Origin of the sequence: Flavobacterium psychroterrae (assembly GCF_018380615.1) — a bacterium.
Lineage (GTDB): Bacteria > Bacteroidota > Bacteroidia > Flavobacteriales > Flavobacteriaceae > Flavobacterium > Flavobacterium psychroterrae.
The window spans coordinates 58,686-77,891 of record NZ_JAGYVZ010000017.1 but is presented as its reverse complement, the minus strand read 5'-3'; the positions used below and the strand labels follow the sequence as shown (position 1 = coordinate 77,891).

Genomic DNA, 19,206 nt, shown 5'->3' with positions numbered 1-19,206 from the left:
TAAAGCAAAAATAGCACAATAAAAGATCAAATCCCAATAATGTAAAATTCCAAATTCCAATACTTGCAGGCAATGAATGCTTCAAATATTGGAATTTGGAATTTATTTATCTTTTATTTTAAATAATTATGCTGTTTTAGGAAAAGCTCTTTTATTAAAGAATAACAAAATACCAACTCCTGTAGAAATTGCCATATCGGCAACGTTAAAAATAGCATTAAAAAAAGAAACTTCTTCTCCGCCCCAAACAGGAAACCAAGTTGGCAAAGTTCCTCTCCAGATAGGAAAATAGAACATATCTACCACTAAACCATGAAACCATGTTCCGTAAGGTTCAGGTGAAAAAAGTATTGCAAGATTACCATGACTGTCATCAAAAATAACTCCGTAAAAGACTGAATCGATGATATTTCCTGCTGCTCCTGCAAAAATTAAAGCAATTGAAACTATCAAATAAGTCGAATGGCGCTTTTTAATTGAATCAGATAACCAATAGGCAATCCCGAATACTGCGAAAATTCTAAAAACCGTCAGAATCAATTTCCCATATTGTCCAGGTATTTTTGTTCCCCAAGCCATTCCTTCATTTTCAATAAAATGAATTCTGAACCAATCAGCGCCCATCACCTTTACTTCTTCGCCTAAAACAAAATTTGTTTTTACATAGATTTTTGAAAGCTGGTCAACAATTAAAACTAAAAATATAAGGAAATACGCTTTTCGTAATGACATTTTATTAAATTTTGATGCGCAAAAGTAACAATTTAATCAAAAAAAACGCCCCAATTGGAGCGTTAATTCTTTTATAATATATATCTAAGCAATTAAAATTACTTTTTAATATCGCAAGATCTATTTTTTTACATTTTGCTGAGTCGTTGTCTTGGGTGTATCACTAAAAAATTCAGAAATAGATTTCAGCAAACCTTTTCCTTCTTTTCCGGAAGCTGCTTTTTTTGCTTCAGCCTTTTTTACATCGGCTTTAAGCTTAATACGAATTTTTTCAAAATCCTTCATTCTGCTTTCTACATCAGAGTTTACATCTTTGAATTTCAATACTTTAGCCATTATGTAAGTTTTTTACGTTAAATAAATAAAATAATTAATGATTTGGTATTACAATGATACAGAATTTAATTTATATTTGTTAATAAAAATTAACACTTGTTTAGAACAAAAACTCATATTTAGCCCAATGCCCTAATAAAACCTAGTGAATTTAACAACTTTACCAAATCTTACAAATATGAATGAAATTACAACTACTCTAAACGATTTCCTGGTTAATACTAAATCTTCGGCTGCTTTAATTTTAAATGGAAAAGGAAAATTAATCACTTCCCTGAATATTGATTACGCAGATAGTGTTGCCGCAATGAGTGCAGCAATTTTATCAATGAGCGAAAAACTTTTAATCGATCTTGATAAAGGCGCCCTGAAACAGCTTTTTTTAAAAACATCAGAAGGTGTTTTTATAGGAAATAAAATAAGCGGCACGAATTTTATAATTGCTTTTTCAAAAGACGGGAGTAATCTCGGTTTATTAATGCGATCAACAGATGAAGTTGCGTTAGAATTAAGTAAGAATTCCCTATTAAAATAACATAGATCTATTAACCCAACAAACCCACCTAAATTATGAGTAATGACTTTTTAAACGTGTTTTTAAATGAAATAAAAACCAACGTAAATGGCTTTATTGCAGTTGCCGTAACCGAAATTGAATCAGGATTAAGTTTTGGAAACCTAACAGTAGACCCTTCGTTTGATCCGGAACTTGCTGCAGCTTACAATCTTGAGGTTGTTAAAGCAAAGTTAAACGCAGTAAAAGCTTTAAATTTAAAACAAGATATTGAAGATATTTTGATTACCCTTACTAATCAAATTCATATTATCGATATATCTCCAAACAAAAAATTTATGATTTATCTTGCTGCAGATGCCAGTAAGGCAAATCTAGGAATGACAAGAGCTGTTTTAAGAAAACACAAATTAGAATTAGAGAAAAACTTAGCTTAGTTATTTATCTTATTTTTTTATTAGAACTATCTTGATTGAAGATAGTTCTAATAAAAATTATTTTTTCACTGCGCCAAATCGAAGACTTTTCTCTTCTTACAAAATACAGAGTTCAAATTCAAGATTCTCTTTATTACTTGCAATTAAATTCTTTCAAAAGCTTTACAATCCTTTTAAGCTTCATTTCAACAAAACATTAAACAAAAAAACGCCCCTAAAAGGAGCGCTTATTTATTTAATATTGATTATCGTTGCAAGTTCTTTGCTTCGATACTCATTGTAGCGTGAGGAACGATTTTTAGCCTTTCTTTGCCAATTAACTTTCCTGTTACTTTACAAATACCGTATGTTTTATTTTCAACACGGAATAATGCGTTTTTCAGGTCGCGTATAAACTTTTCCTGTCTGATAGCTAACTGTGAATTTGCTTCTTTTGACATTGTTTCGCTTCCTTCTTCAAATGCTTTAAAAGTTGGAGATGTATCATCTGTTCCGTTATTCAAATCATTCATGTAAGCACTTTTTATTAAATCCAGATCAGCTTGTGCTTTTTGTATTTTATTTTGGATTATTTCTTTAAACTCTGCCAAATCAGCGTCAGAGTATCTTGTAATTTCATCTATCATGGTATTTATATTATTTTGAAATTAATATCATTGTTTTAATATCATCAAATTCAATTTCTGTGCCGTTTTCTAAAGCATCCACAAAAACTAAATCTTCTGTTAGTGTCTCAGACTTAATATAGTCTACATTTTTCAGAATTGCTTCTTCTAAGATTCCGCTTCTTTTTATTTGAACTTTAATTTTATCGGTAACTTCAAATCCAGAATCTTTACGGATATTTTGAATCCTGTTAACCAGCTCTCTTGCGATACCTTCGTTTTTCAACTCTTCAGAGATTGTAATATCAAGCGCAACTGTGATTCCGTTTGAGTTTGCAACCAACCAACCTTCAATATCCTGAGATGTTATTTCGACATCTTCTACTGATAAAGTTACGTTATTTCCAGCAATAACAATATCTAACGTCCCTTGCTTGTCCAACTGATTGATCTGATCTGCTGATAAATTTTGTATCTCCTTAGAAATCAATCCCATATCTTTACCAAAACGTGGTCCTAACGCTTTAAAGTTAGGCTTAATCTGTTTTACCAGAATACCTGAATCATCATCTAAAAGCATGATTTCTTTCACATTTACTTCTGCTTTTATAAGCTCAGAAATAGCCTGAATTTCAGTTCTTTCTTTTTCGTCAAGTACCGGAATCATTACCTTTTGCAGAGGTTGACGTACTTTAATTTTTTCTTTTGCACGAAGCGATAAAACCAATGATGATATGGTTTGCGCTTTCTGCATTTTGCTTTCTAACGTTTTATTAACAAAGTTTTCGACAAATTTTGGAAACTCAGCCAAGTGAATACTGGCATATTGCTCAGATTCTGTTGAAATCGTTAAATCACGATACAATTTATCCATGAAAAAAGGAGCGATTGGAGCGCTTAATTTACTGATCGTTAACAGACAAGTATAAAGCGTTTGATACGCAGCAATTTTATCATGAGCATATTCTCCTTTCCAGAAACGACGACGGCATAAACGAACGTACCAGTTGCTTAAGTTTTCCTGAACAAAATCAGAAATTGCTCTTGCAGCTTTTGTTGGCTCATAATCTTCATAACATTCATCAACAAATTTTACTAATGTGTGTAATTCAGATATAATCCATTGATCGATTTCCGGTCTTTCGTTTAACGGAATTTCTGCTTCAGCGTATTTAAAACCATCAATATTGGCATATAACGAGAAGAAAGAATAGGTATTGTATAATGTTCCGAAGAATTTACGACGAACCTCAGCAATTCCTTCAAGGTCAAATTTCAAATTGTCCCAAGGATTTGCATTCATGATCATGTACCAGCGTGTGGCATCAGGACCATATTCTGCAATAGTTTTAAAAGGATCAATAGTATTCCCTTTACTCTTAGACATTTTGATTCCGTCTTTATCTAAAACCAAACCATTTGAAACGACGTTTTTATACGCTACTTTATCAAAAACTAATGTTCCAATTGCGTGTAATGTATAAAACCATCCACGAGTCTGATCAACACCTTCAGCGATGAAATTCGCAGGGAAATCTTTATTCTCGTCAATTTTATCTTTATTCTCAAAAGGATAATGCCATTGTGCGTAAGGCATTGCTCCTGAATCAAACCAAACATCAATTAAATCACTTTCGCGTTTCATTGGCTGGCCTGAAGCCGAAACTAAAGTAATCTGATCGACTACATTTTTATGTAAATCGATTAAATCATAATTAGATTCAGACATATTTCCGATTTCAAAACCTTTAAACGGATTTTCTTTTTGAAAACCTGCTTCAATAGATTTTTCGATCGCATTGTACAATTCTTCAACAGAACCAATAAGAATTTCTTCTTTTTTGTCTTCAGTTCTCCAAATTGGCAACGGAATACCCCAATATCTAGAACGAGATAAATTCCAGTCGTTGGCATTTTTTAGCCAGTTTCCAAAACGTCCTTCACCAGTAGACTTAGGTTTCCAATTGATAGTTTCGTTCAGGTCGAACATTCTATCTTTTACATCGGTTACTTTAATGAACCAAGAATCTAGTGGATAATATAATAACGGTTCATCAGTTCTCCAACTGTGTGGATAACTATGTACGTATTTTTCAACCTTAAAGGCTTTATTTTCTTCTTTTAACCGAATAGCAATTTCAACATCAACAGAACGTTCCGGAGCTTGTCCTTCATCGTAATATTCGTTTTTTACATATTTACCGGCAAGATCTCCTAAATGCGACGTGAATTTTCCTTGTAAATCGACTAAGGGAACTGGTGTTCCGCTTTCGTCTAAAACTAACATTGGCGGAATTTCAGGTTTTGCTTCTTTTGCAACCTTGGCATCATCAGCACCAAAAGTTGGAGCAGTATGTACAATTCCGGTTCCGTCTTCGGTAGTAACAAAATCTCCTGCGATTACTCTAAATGCGTCTTGTGCATTTTGATAAGGCAATACATATTGCAATAATTGTTCGTAACGAATATCTACTAAATCAGTACCTTTTGCTTCAGCTAAAATTTTGTACGGAAGTTTTTTATCGCCTTCTTTTACATTATCAAAATCAGCATCGTCTTCGCTTGCAAAAAATCCTTTCCCAAATTGTTTCCCAACTAAATTCTTAGCCAAAACAACATTTACAGGTTCAAATGTATATTGATTGAAAGTTTTTACTAAAACATAATCGATTTTTGGGCCAACGGTCAAAGCTGTATTTGATGGCAATGTCCAAGGCGTTGTAGTCCATGCTAAAATGTGGATATCTCCAAAACCTTGCAAAAATGAAGGCAACGTTTCCGGCAATGTTTTAAACTGAGCTACAATTGTAGTATCTGTAACATCACGATAAGCTCCAGGCTGGTTTACTTCGTGAGAAGACAATCCTGTCCCTGCTTTAGGAGAATAGGGCTGAATTGTATATCCTTTGTACAGCAAACCTTTATCGTAGATTTGTTTTAAAAGCCACCAAACAGACTCCATATATTTTGGTTTATAAGTAACATATGGATCTTCCATATCTACCCAATATCCCATTTTTTCGGTTAGGTCATTCCACACGTCAGTATAACGCATTACGGTTTTTTTACACGCTTCGTTATATTCTTCGATAGAAATTGTTTTACCAATATCTTCTTTTGTAATTCCAAGTTCTTTTTCGGTACCTAATTCTACAGGTAATCCGTGCGTATCCCATCCGGCTTTTCTTTTTACCTGAAAACCTTTTTGAGTTTTATAACGACAAAAAATATCTTTAATCGCACGTGCCATCACGTGGTGAATTCCCGGTAATCCATTTGCTGAAGGCGGACCTTCAAAAAATACGAAAGGCTCTGCACCTTCGCGAGTTGTTACGCTCTTTTCAAATATATTTTCTTCCTTCCAAAAATCAAGTACTTCTGACGCTATTGCTGGCAAGTCAAGTCCTTTGTATTCAGTAAATTTTGTGCTCATTTTATCCTTTTCTTAATCGAGGTGCGAAAGTAAGGAATTTTGGATTATTGACCACCACTTTATTAAAATTTCACAAACTTTTGTTGGGATAATGGGTACAAAAACAAAAGAATTGATTAGTTTCCGATACTAATCTCAAAAAACTGAGTAAATAAACCAGAAACCAATCAATTCTAATTATTCTTTTTCAGAAGATAAAATGACTATTTAAATCCTCCGAAATAAACTTCTTTCATGAAAATTCGATTTCCAAAAACAGGATTAACTTCTACTTTTTCACGGATTTCCTGATATTGGGTTTCTCCATTAAAATCTTCGATTTCATAATTAACTTTATGCGGAATCTTCCCTGAATTTAGTGCTGCAACCGGACGATAATCTCCAAAAAGTCTTCTTTCGAAAAAACTTTTATTGCCGTTATCAAACTCTGTTTTTTCGGTTGAAACTATATTAAAATTTTCTTTATCAATAAAAACATGATAATCTGTTTTAGGAATTGTCCTGTTACCTGAACTCAGCGTTTTTTCAAAATAATTTAAGTGATAACACAATCTTCCTTCGTACATTTCATCTTCCAGAACTTCAAAATTATTCCACAAATCAAGCCTTAAATCTGTTAGAAAGTTGATCAAATCGACATTCTTAGACAAATTAGTATAATCGTAAGTTGATGATTTCGCCCATTTAGCATTCAAACCACTTTCGCGATCGTCATGAGTCCAGGATTCTGCACCGTTTACAATTTCATAATAACTTTCAGGCATTTTTTTCCTAAGAAGATAATTGGAGTTTGTTGCCCATTTTTCTTCTGTCTGAGGTACTTTATTTCCCTCTATAGAAAGCTTAGAAAAGAAATGTGCTTTTTCGACTTTTTTCAGCGCCTGACTTCCTCCTAAATTATCCACAACTTTAGCCAGCAAATTAGCGTTAACCTGATAAGCAATGGAATCAAGCATATTGTACCTTTGCAATTTTGCTTTCTCTAATTTTGCCTCACGGTTCGATTTCTCGATTTCCCATTCTGCATCCTGCTGCTCTATTTTCTCAAAAAATGCTAATCTTAATTCTTCTTTTTCTTCGGCAATTTTAACTCCTAATTTTTTAAGATCAGCAAAACGGGAAGTATGACTTCTTATTTTTTTATCTGCAAAATAGCCATTGTTAACTCTTTTGATAATCGAAGATCCTCTTGAATCCTGCTTATCATTTTCAACAAGTAAATTGGCATACGTTAATGCTTTTTCTTTGTTTTCGAGCATGAAATAGGTTTCTGCCAAATTGTTTGTTACGATGAATCGGATATTTTCATTTACAGGAGAAGGTGGATATTTAACCAGCAAACTTTCCAGATATTGCAAATGTGGGGTTAACAGCTTTTCATCCAGCCCTTTTTCAAGTGTTACTTTTTCCATTTGAGTTGTAATTTCGTTCTCAAAAGCTAACATCTGATTGTATTCAGAATGTCCCTTTGAGGTTACAAACTCAAATCTTTCTTTCGATTGATCGACATTATAGCCTAATTTATAATTTAGATAATTCTGAATTCTATTAACAGAGCTATAAATCACATGATCTATACCTAATTCTTCTGCAGAATAATCATTGTTTTTTTCGGCTTGTGCGCTTCTTTTATTACTTAATTCTACAGCAAGTTTTACACTGCCTTTCTCGTATGAACCTCCAACTATATTTGATTCTATACTATTAAAATCCTGGGTGAATAAAGTTTTATCACCACATTTAGCATCAACTTTTATTCTAACATCATAATTAGAATAAACCTGAAATTGCCAGCTATTTCTTTTTTTATCAAACGTACTATCTACTTTTGTTGCATTAAATTTAGGCAATGCAATCGTTAAGTAAATCTTTAATTTTCCGTTTGCAGGATCTTTTATAAAACCATCTATATTAAAATAATTTTTCTTTAAAATAATTTCCTCTTGTATCAGCTCTTTATCCATTTGATAAAAAGTGGTTTGTGTTAAAACATTATCAAGAACCGGAAACTCAGAATATCTAATTGTTGGTATATAAAATTTCTTCTTTTTTGAGCTTATTTTTTCTTGTGCCTGAATTGAGGTAATTGCAAGCAAAACAATAAAGAGTAAAGTTTTTTTCATAGGCAAAAAAAAAGCCATCAGAAATAAATCCTGATGGCTTTTATGTGTTTATTATTATTTCTTATTGAAAATTTGAATGGATTTATCAGACACATAAAAAATGTTTTGTGTCGCTGGATCTATTTCATAAACTGGTTTATTGTTGTTGAAAATAATTTTATCAACTTCAACTCCGTCAGCTTTATTTACTTTAACTAAGATTTTTTCTCCTGTATCTGCTTTTGCAAAAATGTATGAGTAATCTCTGTTTTGTTTCATTGCATTGAAACGAGAATTAAATTTAGCAGCTACCAAACCTAAAGCTGCTGAAGCTCCTGCCATATTTTTAGCCTGATTCATTTTTGATTTATCTTCTTCTTTAATAACAGTAGATCTCATGTTTCCGCTAGAATCACGATATGTCATTGTTAACTCAGAAGCCTGAACAGCGCTTACTGCAGAACCAACTCCTAAACCAATACTTCCTGCAATTGCAGCACTTTTAAGTAAACGTCTTGTTCCTTCACCTGGTTGCGTGTAAACGTGGTGGTATTTTACAGTTCCATCTAAATTAACTCCCATAACCTCAACCGGTCCTGAAAGAACAACTCCCCAAGGAAACAATTCGATGCTGTTTAACTCTTTTTCTTTTTTGATATTTACTTTAGCAAACGGCTCTGGCTTATCGCTGATGCTTGGATCAAATTTGTATAATTTCTCATCATTATAAACTAAATAAGAATTTGTAGCTTCATCATAAGTTGGTAAAACCGGACGATCTTTATCAAACTGAATATTACGTTTCCAAAGTTTTACTCCTGTTTTATAATCTACCATGTTCCCGTAAGTTCCTGTTAGGTACATTACTTTTTCACCCACTTTTCCTAAGTAGTAAATTGGATCTTCTTTATCATCAGAAATTTCAATAAATTTTTTCCAAATTTTCTCTCCGTCTTTGTTGATTAACATCATTTCGTTTTCAGCAACGTACAAGAAATCCTGTTCAATTGGGATTACTCTTTTCAATCCGTCTCCACGTGCGTCTTTTTTCCAGATTTTTTCTCCTGTATTTAAGTCAAAAAAGTTAAAACCACCATAATGAGCAATTAATAATTTTGTACCCCAATCTTCAAGATAAACAACTCTTTTTGTTTTAATAGATTCTTTCCAGATACTTTTTCCTGTTTCTGTATTCAAAACGTTTAAATATTCTTTGGCAGCAAATAAACCTTTACTGTTTACTACTACAATATTTTTATCATTTTGAGTCAAAAAGAATCTTGAATATTCTTCTTCAGCTTTCCAGTTTAATTTTCCTGAGTTTCTGTCAAATGAATATAGTTTTCCGTACAATAAGTAATAAATTACTGATCCGTGTACTGTTGCTTTATTTGTATTTGCAGATTCTTTTAATGAAAAACTAAATAATGATTTTGCTTTATCTACAGTCGTATTCCATTTTAATTCTCCCGTTTTCATATCTAACAAAGCAATTGCCATATCTCCGTCTTTTTTCAAAGTAAGCAAATACTCATCTGTTTCAGGAATAAAATCTGACTGCATTACCCAAAAAGATTCTTTAGACGAATTGTAAACTACTTTACCTGTGTCAGTATTAATGATAATATATTTACTGTTGATATAAGCCTCTACATAAGGACTTCCGGCAACACTTGTTAAATCTCTTTTATCTTTAAAAACTTTTCCAAAATCACGATCTGTTAATATATCACCTGCTGATATTGATCCAAAATCATCTTTGGTTAAAGTCCAGACTATTTTTTTAGTTTCAGGATCTAAGCCTTTTACGGTTCCACCCTCTTTAAAAACAACAATTCCTGTAATTTCGTTTTGTACTAAATCCTGTACGGTATTCTCTGCGTTAACTATTTCGTCATATTTCCTTTGGGAAATAGCCGAAACGCTAACTAATAAAAGTAAAATAATCGAAAATGTAATTTTCTTCATAGTCGTTTTCTTTAAAAAAATTAATAATTAAGCTGGGGATTTTTGTTATTACGTCAACTTATTAAAATAATAATTATGAAAATTTTAATAAAAATTCACTGCGCAAATATATAAAAATAGCATTCAGTTTATAAAAATATTTCTTACTGAAATTTGAGTCTCTCTATTCTGTTAAATATCTATAAATGAAATATATAACAACTATTAAAAACATAAATAAAAACTTACTTTTAGTATTTAAAAAACTGGAAAAATCTTTAACTTAAAAATCAATTAGTATTCTAAATCGGCAATACGATTATCTGAATCATGAATTTACTGTAAGAATTAATAGCTTTTTTGCGAAAAACTTAAGAAGACTTAAATTCACAAACAATCTTATTAAAAATTAACACATAATGCGTTTTTCTTGTTAATTGCAAAATTAATTATTGTAGTTTTAGCCAAACTTTTAAAAGAAATTTATGAAAACAAAATTACTTATTGTAGCCTTATTTAGCATAGGCTTAGCTCAGGGTCAAAATCTTCTTCAAAACGGTAGTTTTGAACAGTTTACCGGTACCATACCAAATTCATGGACTCTTGTTAGTGGTTCATCTGATACTGAAACTACCACATTTAATCATGGTGCAGCTAGTCTAATAGCATTACCAGAGAGCTCACTTCCTTTTTCTGCACCTTTTTTCTGGATTTCTCAAGACTTCACATTAAATAGTGCAGAAGTATATACTCTAAAATTTGATTATTATATTCCAGGAACTATGATGAGCAATTATATTAGCCGTGTTGGTTTTGAACTTTCATTAAATAATTCAGCAGAAGCTTTTTTCTTCCCTAATTACCCAACAATTCCGGTAACTTATGGAACATGGAAAACTGTAACATTTGATTTCAATATACTACTTAGATCTCCTGCTACTTCAACTTCACTTAAACTTACATTACAAGCTAATACTGACGTTGGATTTAGTGGTAATTATATGTACTTTGACAATGTAGTAATAGCTAAAAAAAGCACATTATCAACAGTCGATTTCACTAAAAAAAGTGCCCCAATTGTATCGATATCTAAAAACGAAATAGTATTAAACAGTGAGTACAAAAATTCATCTTACGTAATTTATTCTATAGATGGTAAATCAGTAAAAAGAGGAAAGAATTCTTCTGAAAGTGTTGAAATCTCAGGATTAGCTACGGGAGTTTACTTTTTAAAACTAGAAGATGTAAGTACATCAGTTAAATTTGTAAAACAATAATTTACAAATTCAACTTATAATATAAACGGGGCTGAATTGATATTCAGCCCCGCTTTTTTATTTAAATATCTCCTAAGAAAATATTTCCTTTAAGACATCTAAAGATTTTGGTCTTTTAAATCCATCTAAATGAAAGCTGTAATAATCAATCAGGATTTTCAATAGAATCTGTCTTTCAGTCACATTAAAAACTTTTTGAGCATTGTCAAATTTCAAATCAATCAGTTTTTTAAACAAGTTTGTTTCGTGTTCTGTAAGCGCGCTTAAACCATGAAAAAGCGTAAAAACTCCATCGTTCATTTCAAAATAAGGCAAATCAATATCTGAAACATCAGGATAAAAACCCAGATACTTTGTAATCTCTAAAAGTAAAATCAAATGAAAATTAGAAATTTCGTCATGATGATCAAGCCACGTCAAAGCTGTTTCTAAAAAAACAAAAAGAGATTCATTCTTTTCTTCTTCCTGAATAGAATAATGCAACATTTCTGATAAAAACATAACCATTGTGCTTTTTATAATATCAGTATGAATGCTTTGAAACGGTACTGCAATTTTTATTTCTTTGAAATTTTCTAAAGTGCCTTTGTTTTTATGAACAGCTTCAATTTCAAGAATTGACAAAGGTTGAAAATAAGCAATTTTCTGGCTGGCTTTTCTGCTCGAAAAAGCATCGCGTACAAAATAAGATTTCAAGCCGTTTGAAAGTGTAAAACATTTTACAATCAAACTCTTTTCCTGAAATTTTAATGATGAGATTACTATTGCTTTTGTTTTGACTAACAATTTTAGATTTTAGATTTTAGAAAACTGAGACTGAAAACTGAAACTAAGAATAAAAGCTAACGAATAATCATCACTTTTTTAACCTTGGTTTCACTTCCATCCTGAGCCGAAATAAAAACCATATATATGCCTGACGCAACTTTATATCGACCAAAAGCGGTTGTATCCCATTCTATTGTTCCGCCTTCTGAAGTCGTTTCATACACTAGATTTCCTTCAATATCGGTAATTTTAATATTAGCCTTATCAATTAACCCGGCAACTTTTACAGTTCCAGAATAATTGGGGCGTACAGGATTTGGATAGATATAAGCGTTATTCAAATTTTCGTTTGCGTCGGTTGCAATTCCGTTAAACGAAACCATTCCTTTATTTGTTGCAATAAAAACCTGTCCCGTTGCGCTATTAATTTTAATATCATTGATAAAATTACTAGGTAAAGGCGAATTATTAATCGTGAAATGATACTTAGTTTCCTGACCATTTGATGACACCATAAAAACTCCCGCATCAACAGTTCCAATCCATTTATTATTAGCTCCGTCTACTACAATCGAAGTTATAAATTGCTCATATAATAATTCCTGAGCTAAATTCTCCTCTATTATAATAATTGGATTGGCTTTTAACTGACTTTCGGTTTGAAAACTTCCAACATTAGACAAAACTCTTAATCCTTTAGATGTTCCAATCCATAATTGATTTTTAGTATCAACAGCAACTGATCTCACATTGGCAATTGGTAAATTTCCTGCGTCAACACCAACAGTTATTTTTTTAAATGTGTTGGTACTTTCATTAAAACCAACAACTCCATTTTTATCTGTCGCAATCCATTTCGTATTGTTTTTATCAATTGCAATAGCAGCATAACTGCCAGCTTCGGCATCATCAAGAATTGTCGCCAGAGAATAACTTTGCCATTGTCCGTTTGTTTTTAAAACTTTCAAACCATTTTTTATCCTGCTGTTTGTTACCCAAAGATTTCCTGATTTATCAAAAGCAGTTCCGTTGATACGAACATCAATATAATCCGGACCTAAAAACGATATAGATTCTAAACCACTATTTTTTTGATTATATAAAATCGTGGGTACATCTTGCTCGAACTTTAATAAACCTGAAAAAAAAGAACTGGCATACACTTGCTTTTCATTATTGGGGTTCACAATAATTTTTGTAATTGATTTGGCTCCAAAAACATTTTCATACGGAATATTTAACCAACCTGACGTACTGTATTTGCTAACGCCAAAACTATCAAGTGGGTATGGATTATAAAAAATATCATAGTCTCCATAAACTGCCCAAAGGGAATTGGGAGTAACATCAATAGAAAAAATATTATTACCTATTGGTCCGCCTGGTGTATTGTTTTCAAAAACTGCAGAGTTTGACAAAGCAGATGAGAACAATCCTTTATCTTTTGTACCTATATATAGAATGTCACCAATGGCAGTTGCACAGGTAAAAGTTAACGTATTATTTAAAACCTGAGTATTTGTAATCTGACGGTTTAAAACCATTTGATTATTATAAATAAAAACTGTATTTGGCGTTGTTATAAATAATTTACCGTTCACCGCCCGCATATCTGTCGATGCTTGCGGAAGTTGTAAAAAACCAATAAATGTATTTGAATTATAACGATGAATATATCCCGCAGTATTTATCGCTATAAGTTCTGTATCTAAAGTTTCTATACTTGACCAATTTCCGGGATTCACTAAAAGCCATTGGTTAAAATCAATCAGGTTTGTATTTGTGCTGTTTGCTTTTCTAATTCCGTTCGAAGTCGCCGCATAAATAAATCCGTTAAAATAGGCGGTTTGTTTTACACTAATTTCTGATCCATTATCGCCAATAAAATAAGTATCTCCAAATTGAGATGTTGCTAAATTAAATTGCACAATTCCAAAATCACATGAAACATAAACCAAACTGTTATGTTCCATAAAATGATTGATTTTTTTAAGGTTTGTCGGTAATTGTTTGTTGATAATATCCACAACTTTCAAAATACTGCCATCCGTTTCATTTACTACGGTCATTAATCCGTTTTCATAACCAATTATTGTTTTCTTGAATCCTTCGCTATGATATACAGCCGAAATAGTCTGTCCGGAAAGTCCATCAACGGTTGTTGTTGTTTTTAAAACATTTGTAGCTGCATTTTTAGAGAACAAAGCATTCTCTGAAGCTGCAAAAACTGTTGTGGAAGATTGTGAAATATCTTTTATTTCGTTAAACGAAAAATAACCTTGCCAGGACAATTTATTCTGTGCGAAACTAAATTGAAACAGCATTAAAAATAAAATATACAGAAAACTTCTCTTCATTATTTGACATATTCGAATAGACAAATATACTACAAACGTGGTTATTTGAATTTCGTTCTTTAGAAATAAAAAAAATGCCTTCAATCATCTTTAAAAAAGACAAATGAAGGCATCCTAAATTGCAATTAAAATTTACACTACACCCTGAGCCAGCATAGCATCGGCAACTTTAACAAATCCTGCAATGTTAGCTCCTTTTACGTAGTTAACATAACCATCTTCTCCAGCACCGTATTTTTTACATTGGTTGTGAATTCCAACCATAATATCTTTCAATCTCAAATCAACTTCTTCGCTCGTCCAGTTCAAACGAATTGAGTTTTGTGTCATTTCTAAACCTGATGCAGCAACTCCACCTGCATTTGCAGCTTTTCCTGGAGCAAAAAGTACTTTATTATCTAAAAACAATTTAATAGCATCAAGCGTAGAAGGCATATTTGCGGCTTCAGTAACACATAAAACACCATTGTTAATTAGTTTTTGAGCATCTTCTCCTGTTAATTCGTTTTGAGTTGCACATGGAATAGCAATATCAACTTTTACTTCCCAAGGACTTTTTCCTTTATGGAAAACAGCATTTGGATATTTCTGAGTATAAAGTTCAGCTCTATTATCTCCGGTTGCTCTCATCTCAACCATATGCTCAATTTTTTCTCCAGAAATACCTTCTTCGTCATAAATATAACCATCAGGACCAGAAATCGTAACTACTTTTCCTCCTAATTCATTTATTTTTAGAGCTACTCCCCAAGCTACATTTCCAAATCCTGAAATTGCAACTCTTTTACCTTTTATTTCATGTCCGATAGTACGAAGCATCTGATCTGTAAAATAAACCACACCATATCCTGTAGCTTCCGGTCTTATTAATGAACCTCCATAAGCAAGACCTTTTCCTGTCAATACTCCTGTAAATTCATTTCTGATTCTTTTATACTGACCAAATAAATAACCAATTTCTCTTGCACCAACACCAATATCTCCAGCAGGAACATCAAGGTCCGGACCAATATGACGACATAATTCAGTCATAAATGATTGACAGAAACGCATGATTTCTCCATCAGATTTACCTTCAGGATCAAAATCAGAACCTCCTTTTCCACCACCCATTGGTAATGTTGTCAAGCTGTTTTTAAAAACCTGTTCGAAAGCAAGAAATTTTAAAACAGATAAATTTACAGTGTGATGAAATCTGATTCCGCCTTTGTATGGTCCAATTGCTGAATTCATCTGAATCCTGAAACCTCTGTTTACAATTATCTCTCCCTCATCATTAACCCACGGAACTCTAAAAATTATAGATCTTTCAGGTTCAGCTATTCTCAGAAGCAGATTTTTTCCATCGTACTTTTTTCTTTCAGCGATAAATGGAATTACCGTTTCTGCAAATTCTCTAACGGCTTGAAGAAATTCCGGCTCGTTTGGATTTTTTGACTCCACAAGAGCCATAAATTCATTTATTTTTTGTTCCATTTTTAAATAAATTATTCAATAATAGGTTATAAACTCTAATTAATTAAACAAGAAAATACGTTTTAAGAAAACGTTTTCGTAATGACACGCAAAGGTAAAACAAAACTGTGATGGTTTGTGATTTTTTTTCGTTTTTGAAACAAAATTGTGTAATTTTCAAACAATCTTAAAAATACATTTTAACACTTACTCTTTTGTATCAAAGACCTTACTTAAAGTTAAGAAATTAAGTGTTTTGTTACTAATTTTTTAATAGATGTATTTAATATTTTGATTAAACCATGTTTTTTATATATTTGCCTAGATTTGTAAGCCCAAAAACATGTTCAAACCTATAATACTCACGATATTTGCCTTTTTTGGCATCTCTAATATTGCCATAGCCCAAAGTGATTTGGCACAAGAAGTAGGAATAATATTCGGTCCCACAACTTTTCAATCTGATTTTGGTGAAAGAAATAACTTTGATACCAATGTTGGAAACAATGGATTTGGTATAGGAATTGTTCACTTTATAAACTTTTCTGCTAATAACAACAGAGAAAGTTTTTTTACAGAGCATTTTAAAGTAAGATCTGAGTTATCTTTCAATCATACAAAATTAGAACATTTTGGTGAATGGGTTGAAAATGAGAAAAGAAAAAATCTCGTACAACACCTTAGAGCCATGCACGGTACTTCTACTTTAGTAAACCTTGGAGCCCAGTTAGAATTTTCTCCCTTTATGAAAATTCATGATTTTGAAAACACAATAGGTAGTTTTAGTCCCTATATAAGCTTAGGTTTTCAGGTAAGTTATTACAATACTAAAGTTAGTTCAAGATTAGGTCAATTAGGACTTCCTTTAACTACTTATCCAAAATACCTTACTCCTTCAGACGGTCGCCAATTTGGTTTTTCAAGTGAAAACGGAGTAGTTTTATCCGCAACATTAGGTGCCGGAGTACATTACAAATTAACTACAATGAGCGATTTAATGTTTGAAGTACGTTACCAGGGATATAATTCTGACTGGATTGACGGTTTAAATCCAAATAAAGATATTTATAAAGAAAACAAATCAAACGATTCACAAGTTTGGTTCAACGCAGGATACATTTATTATTTAGAATTTTAAAGAAATCCCAAAAATATAAAATCCCAAATTCTACAATAACTAATATTGGAATTTGGGATTTTTTTTATTTTTAAATTTAATCCTTTATGCTAGAGCTTGTTCGATGTCTGCTATTAAATCATCTGCATCTTCGATACCAACGCTTAATCGTACCAAATCATCTGTAATACCAACTTCTGCTCTTTTATCTGCAGGAATAGAAGCGTGTGTCATTAAAGCAGGGTGATTCGCTAATGATTCAACTCCACCTAAAGATTCTGCCAAAGTAAAAACTTTTAGTTTCTCTAAAAATGCAATAGAATCTTCTTTTTTACCTGATTTAAAAGTAAAAGAAACCATTCCGCCAAAAGCCTTCATTTGCTTTTTAGCAATTTCATGAAAAGGATGACTTTTTAAACCTGGATAATAAACCGTATTTATTTTAGGATGATTGCTTAAATATTCCACCACTTTTTCTCCGTTTTCACAATGTCTCTGAACTCTTAACGAAAGTGTTTTTATCCCTCTTAAAACTAAGAAACTATCCATTGGCCCAAGTGTAGCTCCGGTTGCGAATTGTTGAAAATGCAATTGCTCACCTAAAGCTTCATCTTTTACAATTAAAGCTCCGGCAATAACATCCGAATGTCCGCCTAAATACTTTGTAGCAGAATGCATTACAATATCAGCTCCTAAATCAAGAGGTTTTTGTAAATAAGGTGTTGCAAAAGTATTATCGACAGCAAATAAAATTTTATTGGCTTTAGTAATTTTTGCTACTTCCTGTATATCTGCTAATTTCATTAACGGATTTGTTGGTGTTTCTACCCAAATCAATTTTGTGTTTTCATTTATTAATGATCTCAATTTCTCGATATCAGTCATATCCACAAAATGAAACTTAATCCCTGAATCTTTATAAATTCTGGAGAACATTCTATAAGTTCCACCGTATAAATCATCCATTGCAATAATTTCATCTCCCGCTTTAAATGATCTCAAAACGCAATCTGTCGCTGCTAACCCAGATGAAAAAGCTAATCCGCGAGTACCATTTTCAATACTTGCCAAAGCATTTTCTAAAGCTGTACGAGTTGGGTTCGAAGCTCTGCTATACTCATAATCCGCTAAAGGTTTTCCCGGACTTGTTTGTATAAAAGTTGAAGTTTGATATACCGGAGGCATAACAGCTCCTGTACTTGGATCATGATGCTGACCTCCATGTATTACTTTAGTATTGAATTTCATATAATTACAAATTTTAAATGCTTAAATGTGCTGCAAATTTACCGTTTAATTTATTTTAATCCCGAAACAACTTCTTACCTTTATAATAAATTAACACTTTTTGACATGAAACATTCTATTTTTTTAGCCTTTTTAGTTCTAACTTTTGCAAGTTGCAGCAAAGAGCTTTCATTTGACAATGAGACATTTGAAAAAAAATCAACCATTCCCTGCGAAAAAGATTGCCCTAAAATAACTATTGATATTCCGATTGCAAAAAATGTTCCTATCGTGAAAGACAGCATTAACAAAAAAGTGTTTTCTGTTATAAAAGAGATTGTTTACTTTGAAGAAGATCCATCAAAAGCAAAAGATTATAAAACTTTAGCCGAATCCTTTATTGCATCTTATGAAGAAATGCACAAAAAATTTCCCACTGAAACTTTTGGCTGGGAAGCTAAAGTAAAAGGAAACGTTGAGTTTGAATCTGATCAGATTATCAATATAAAAATCGAACATTATACTTTTACCGGCGGCGCTCACGGATATCAGGGTTTTCGGTCTTTATTATTTCATCCTAAAACCGGAAAAACAATCTTTACAGATGAAATCTTCAAAAACGCAAAAGAATTTAAGGCTTTCGCCGAAAAAGAATTCAGAAAAAAATATAAGATTCCTGAAAAATCAAATATTAACGCAACAGGTTTAATGTTTGAAAACGACAAATTTCAATTGCCACAAAATATTTTTTACACAACCGAAGGTTTGCTGTTATACTACAACTCGTATGAAGCCGCTTCGTATGCTGATGGATCAAAAGAAATCTTGTTTCCTTATGCTAAAATTGGTAAGTATTTAAAATATCAATAGTAGAGGCGCAAAGCAGTGCGTCTAATAAA

Annotated in this window: 15 protein-coding genes; 5 read left to right on the top strand and 10 right to left on the bottom strand. The window is 32.1% G+C overall.

Annotated features, from left to right (window positions below):
- Positions 1–126 precede the first annotated feature (126 nt).
- Together KHA90_RS17425 and KHA90_RS17420 are read right to left on the bottom strand one after the other, a co-directional pair.
- Positions 127–732, bottom strand: a complete 606-nt coding sequence (locus KHA90_RS17425; RefSeq protein WP_213303616.1) for a lipoprotein signal peptidase — start codon at positions 730–732, stop codon at positions 127–129.
- Positions 733–852: 120 nt separating this feature from the next.
- Positions 853–1,068: a hypothetical protein gene (locus KHA90_RS17420; RefSeq protein ID WP_213303613.1), complete on the bottom strand. Its 216-nt coding sequence runs from the start codon at positions 1,066–1,068 to the stop codon at positions 853–855.
- Positions 1,069–1,246: 178 nt separating this feature from the next.
- Between KHA90_RS17420 and KHA90_RS17415 the strand changes: the two genes are divergently transcribed.
- Positions 1,247–1,603 carry a roadblock/LC7 domain-containing protein gene (locus KHA90_RS17415; RefSeq protein ID WP_213303610.1) on the top strand — a complete coding sequence of 119 codons (357 nt, stop codon included), beginning with the start codon at positions 1,247–1,249 and terminating at the stop codon, positions 1,601–1,603.
- A gap of 35 nt (positions 1,604–1,638) precedes the next feature.
- On the top strand, positions 1,639–2,019 hold the full coding sequence (locus KHA90_RS17410; protein WP_213303608.1) for a hypothetical protein: 381 nt from the start codon (positions 1,639–1,641) through the stop codon (positions 2,017–2,019).
- A gap of 245 nt (positions 2,020–2,264) precedes the next feature.
- Here the strand turns inward: KHA90_RS17410 and KHA90_RS17405 are convergent, their stop codons facing one another.
- The 4 genes from KHA90_RS17405 to KHA90_RS17390 form a co-directional block, all read right to left on the bottom strand.
- The gene (locus tag KHA90_RS17405; protein WP_007807070.1) at positions 2,265–2,645 is read right to left on the bottom strand and encodes a TraR/DksA family transcriptional regulator; all 381 of its coding nucleotides are present in this window, start codon (positions 2,643–2,645) and stop codon (positions 2,265–2,267) included.
- A 10-nt stretch (positions 2,646–2,655) separates the two neighbouring features.
- Positions 2,656–6,057 carry an isoleucine--tRNA ligase gene (ileS, locus tag KHA90_RS17400; RefSeq protein WP_213303606.1) on the bottom strand — a complete coding sequence of 1,134 codons (3,402 nt, stop codon included), beginning with the start codon at positions 6,055–6,057 and terminating at the stop codon, positions 2,656–2,658.
- Between the two features lie 203 nt (positions 6,058–6,260).
- Positions 6,261–8,180 (bottom strand): hypothetical protein, encoded by a 1,920-nt coding sequence (locus KHA90_RS17395; RefSeq protein WP_213303596.1) that lies wholly within the window; start codon positions 8,178–8,180, stop codon positions 6,261–6,263.
- 54 nt (positions 8,181–8,234) lie between these two features.
- Positions 8,235–10,127, bottom strand: a complete 1,893-nt coding sequence (locus KHA90_RS17390) for an outer membrane protein assembly factor BamB family protein (RefSeq protein WP_213303593.1) — start codon at positions 10,125–10,127, stop codon at positions 8,235–8,237.
- A 464-nt stretch (positions 10,128–10,591) separates the two neighbouring features.
- On the opposite strand from KHA90_RS17390, the gene KHA90_RS17385 reads away from it, so the two are divergent.
- Complete coding sequence (locus tag KHA90_RS17385) at positions 10,592–11,383, top strand: T9SS type A sorting domain-containing protein (protein ID WP_213303589.1); 792 nt, start codon at positions 10,592–10,594, stop codon at positions 11,381–11,383.
- A 72-nt stretch (positions 11,384–11,455) separates the two neighbouring features.
- On the opposite strand, the gene recO is transcribed toward KHA90_RS17385, so the two are convergent.
- From recO to gdhA, 3 genes are all read right to left on the bottom strand, one after another.
- Positions 11,456–12,169: a DNA repair protein RecO gene (gene recO, locus KHA90_RS17380; RefSeq protein WP_213303587.1), complete on the bottom strand. Its 714-nt coding sequence runs from the start codon at positions 12,167–12,169 to the stop codon at positions 11,456–11,458.
- Between the two features lie 56 nt (positions 12,170–12,225).
- Positions 12,226–14,508: a type IX secretion system anionic LPS delivery protein PorZ gene (gene porZ / locus KHA90_RS17375; RefSeq protein WP_213303584.1), complete on the bottom strand. Its 2,283-nt coding sequence runs from the start codon at positions 14,506–14,508 to the stop codon at positions 12,226–12,228.
- 132 nt (positions 14,509–14,640) lie between these two features.
- On the bottom strand, positions 14,641–15,984 hold the full coding sequence (gene gdhA, locus KHA90_RS17370; protein WP_213303567.1) for an NADP-specific glutamate dehydrogenase: 1,344 nt from the start codon (positions 15,982–15,984) through the stop codon (positions 14,641–14,643).
- A 322-nt stretch (positions 15,985–16,306) separates the two neighbouring features.
- On the opposite strand from gdhA, the gene KHA90_RS17365 reads away from it, so the two are divergent.
- Positions 16,307–17,101, top strand: coding sequence for a THC0290_0291 family protein (locus KHA90_RS17365; RefSeq protein WP_213303564.1), 795 nt, complete (start codon positions 16,307–16,309; stop codon positions 17,099–17,101).
- A gap of 84 nt (positions 17,102–17,185) precedes the next feature.
- On the opposite strand, the gene KHA90_RS17360 is transcribed toward KHA90_RS17365, so the two are convergent.
- A complete protein-coding gene (locus KHA90_RS17360; RefSeq protein WP_213303560.1) occupies positions 17,186–18,328 on the bottom strand; it encodes a cystathionine gamma-synthase in 1,143 nt (380 codons plus the stop codon).
- Positions 18,329–18,433: 105 nt separating this feature from the next.
- On the opposite strand from KHA90_RS17360, the gene KHA90_RS17355 reads away from it, so the two are divergent.
- Positions 18,434–19,177, top strand: a complete 744-nt coding sequence (locus KHA90_RS17355) for a DUF3298 and DUF4163 domain-containing protein (protein WP_213303557.1) — start codon at positions 18,434–18,436, stop codon at positions 19,175–19,177.
- Positions 19,178–19,206: the final 29 nt, after the last annotated feature.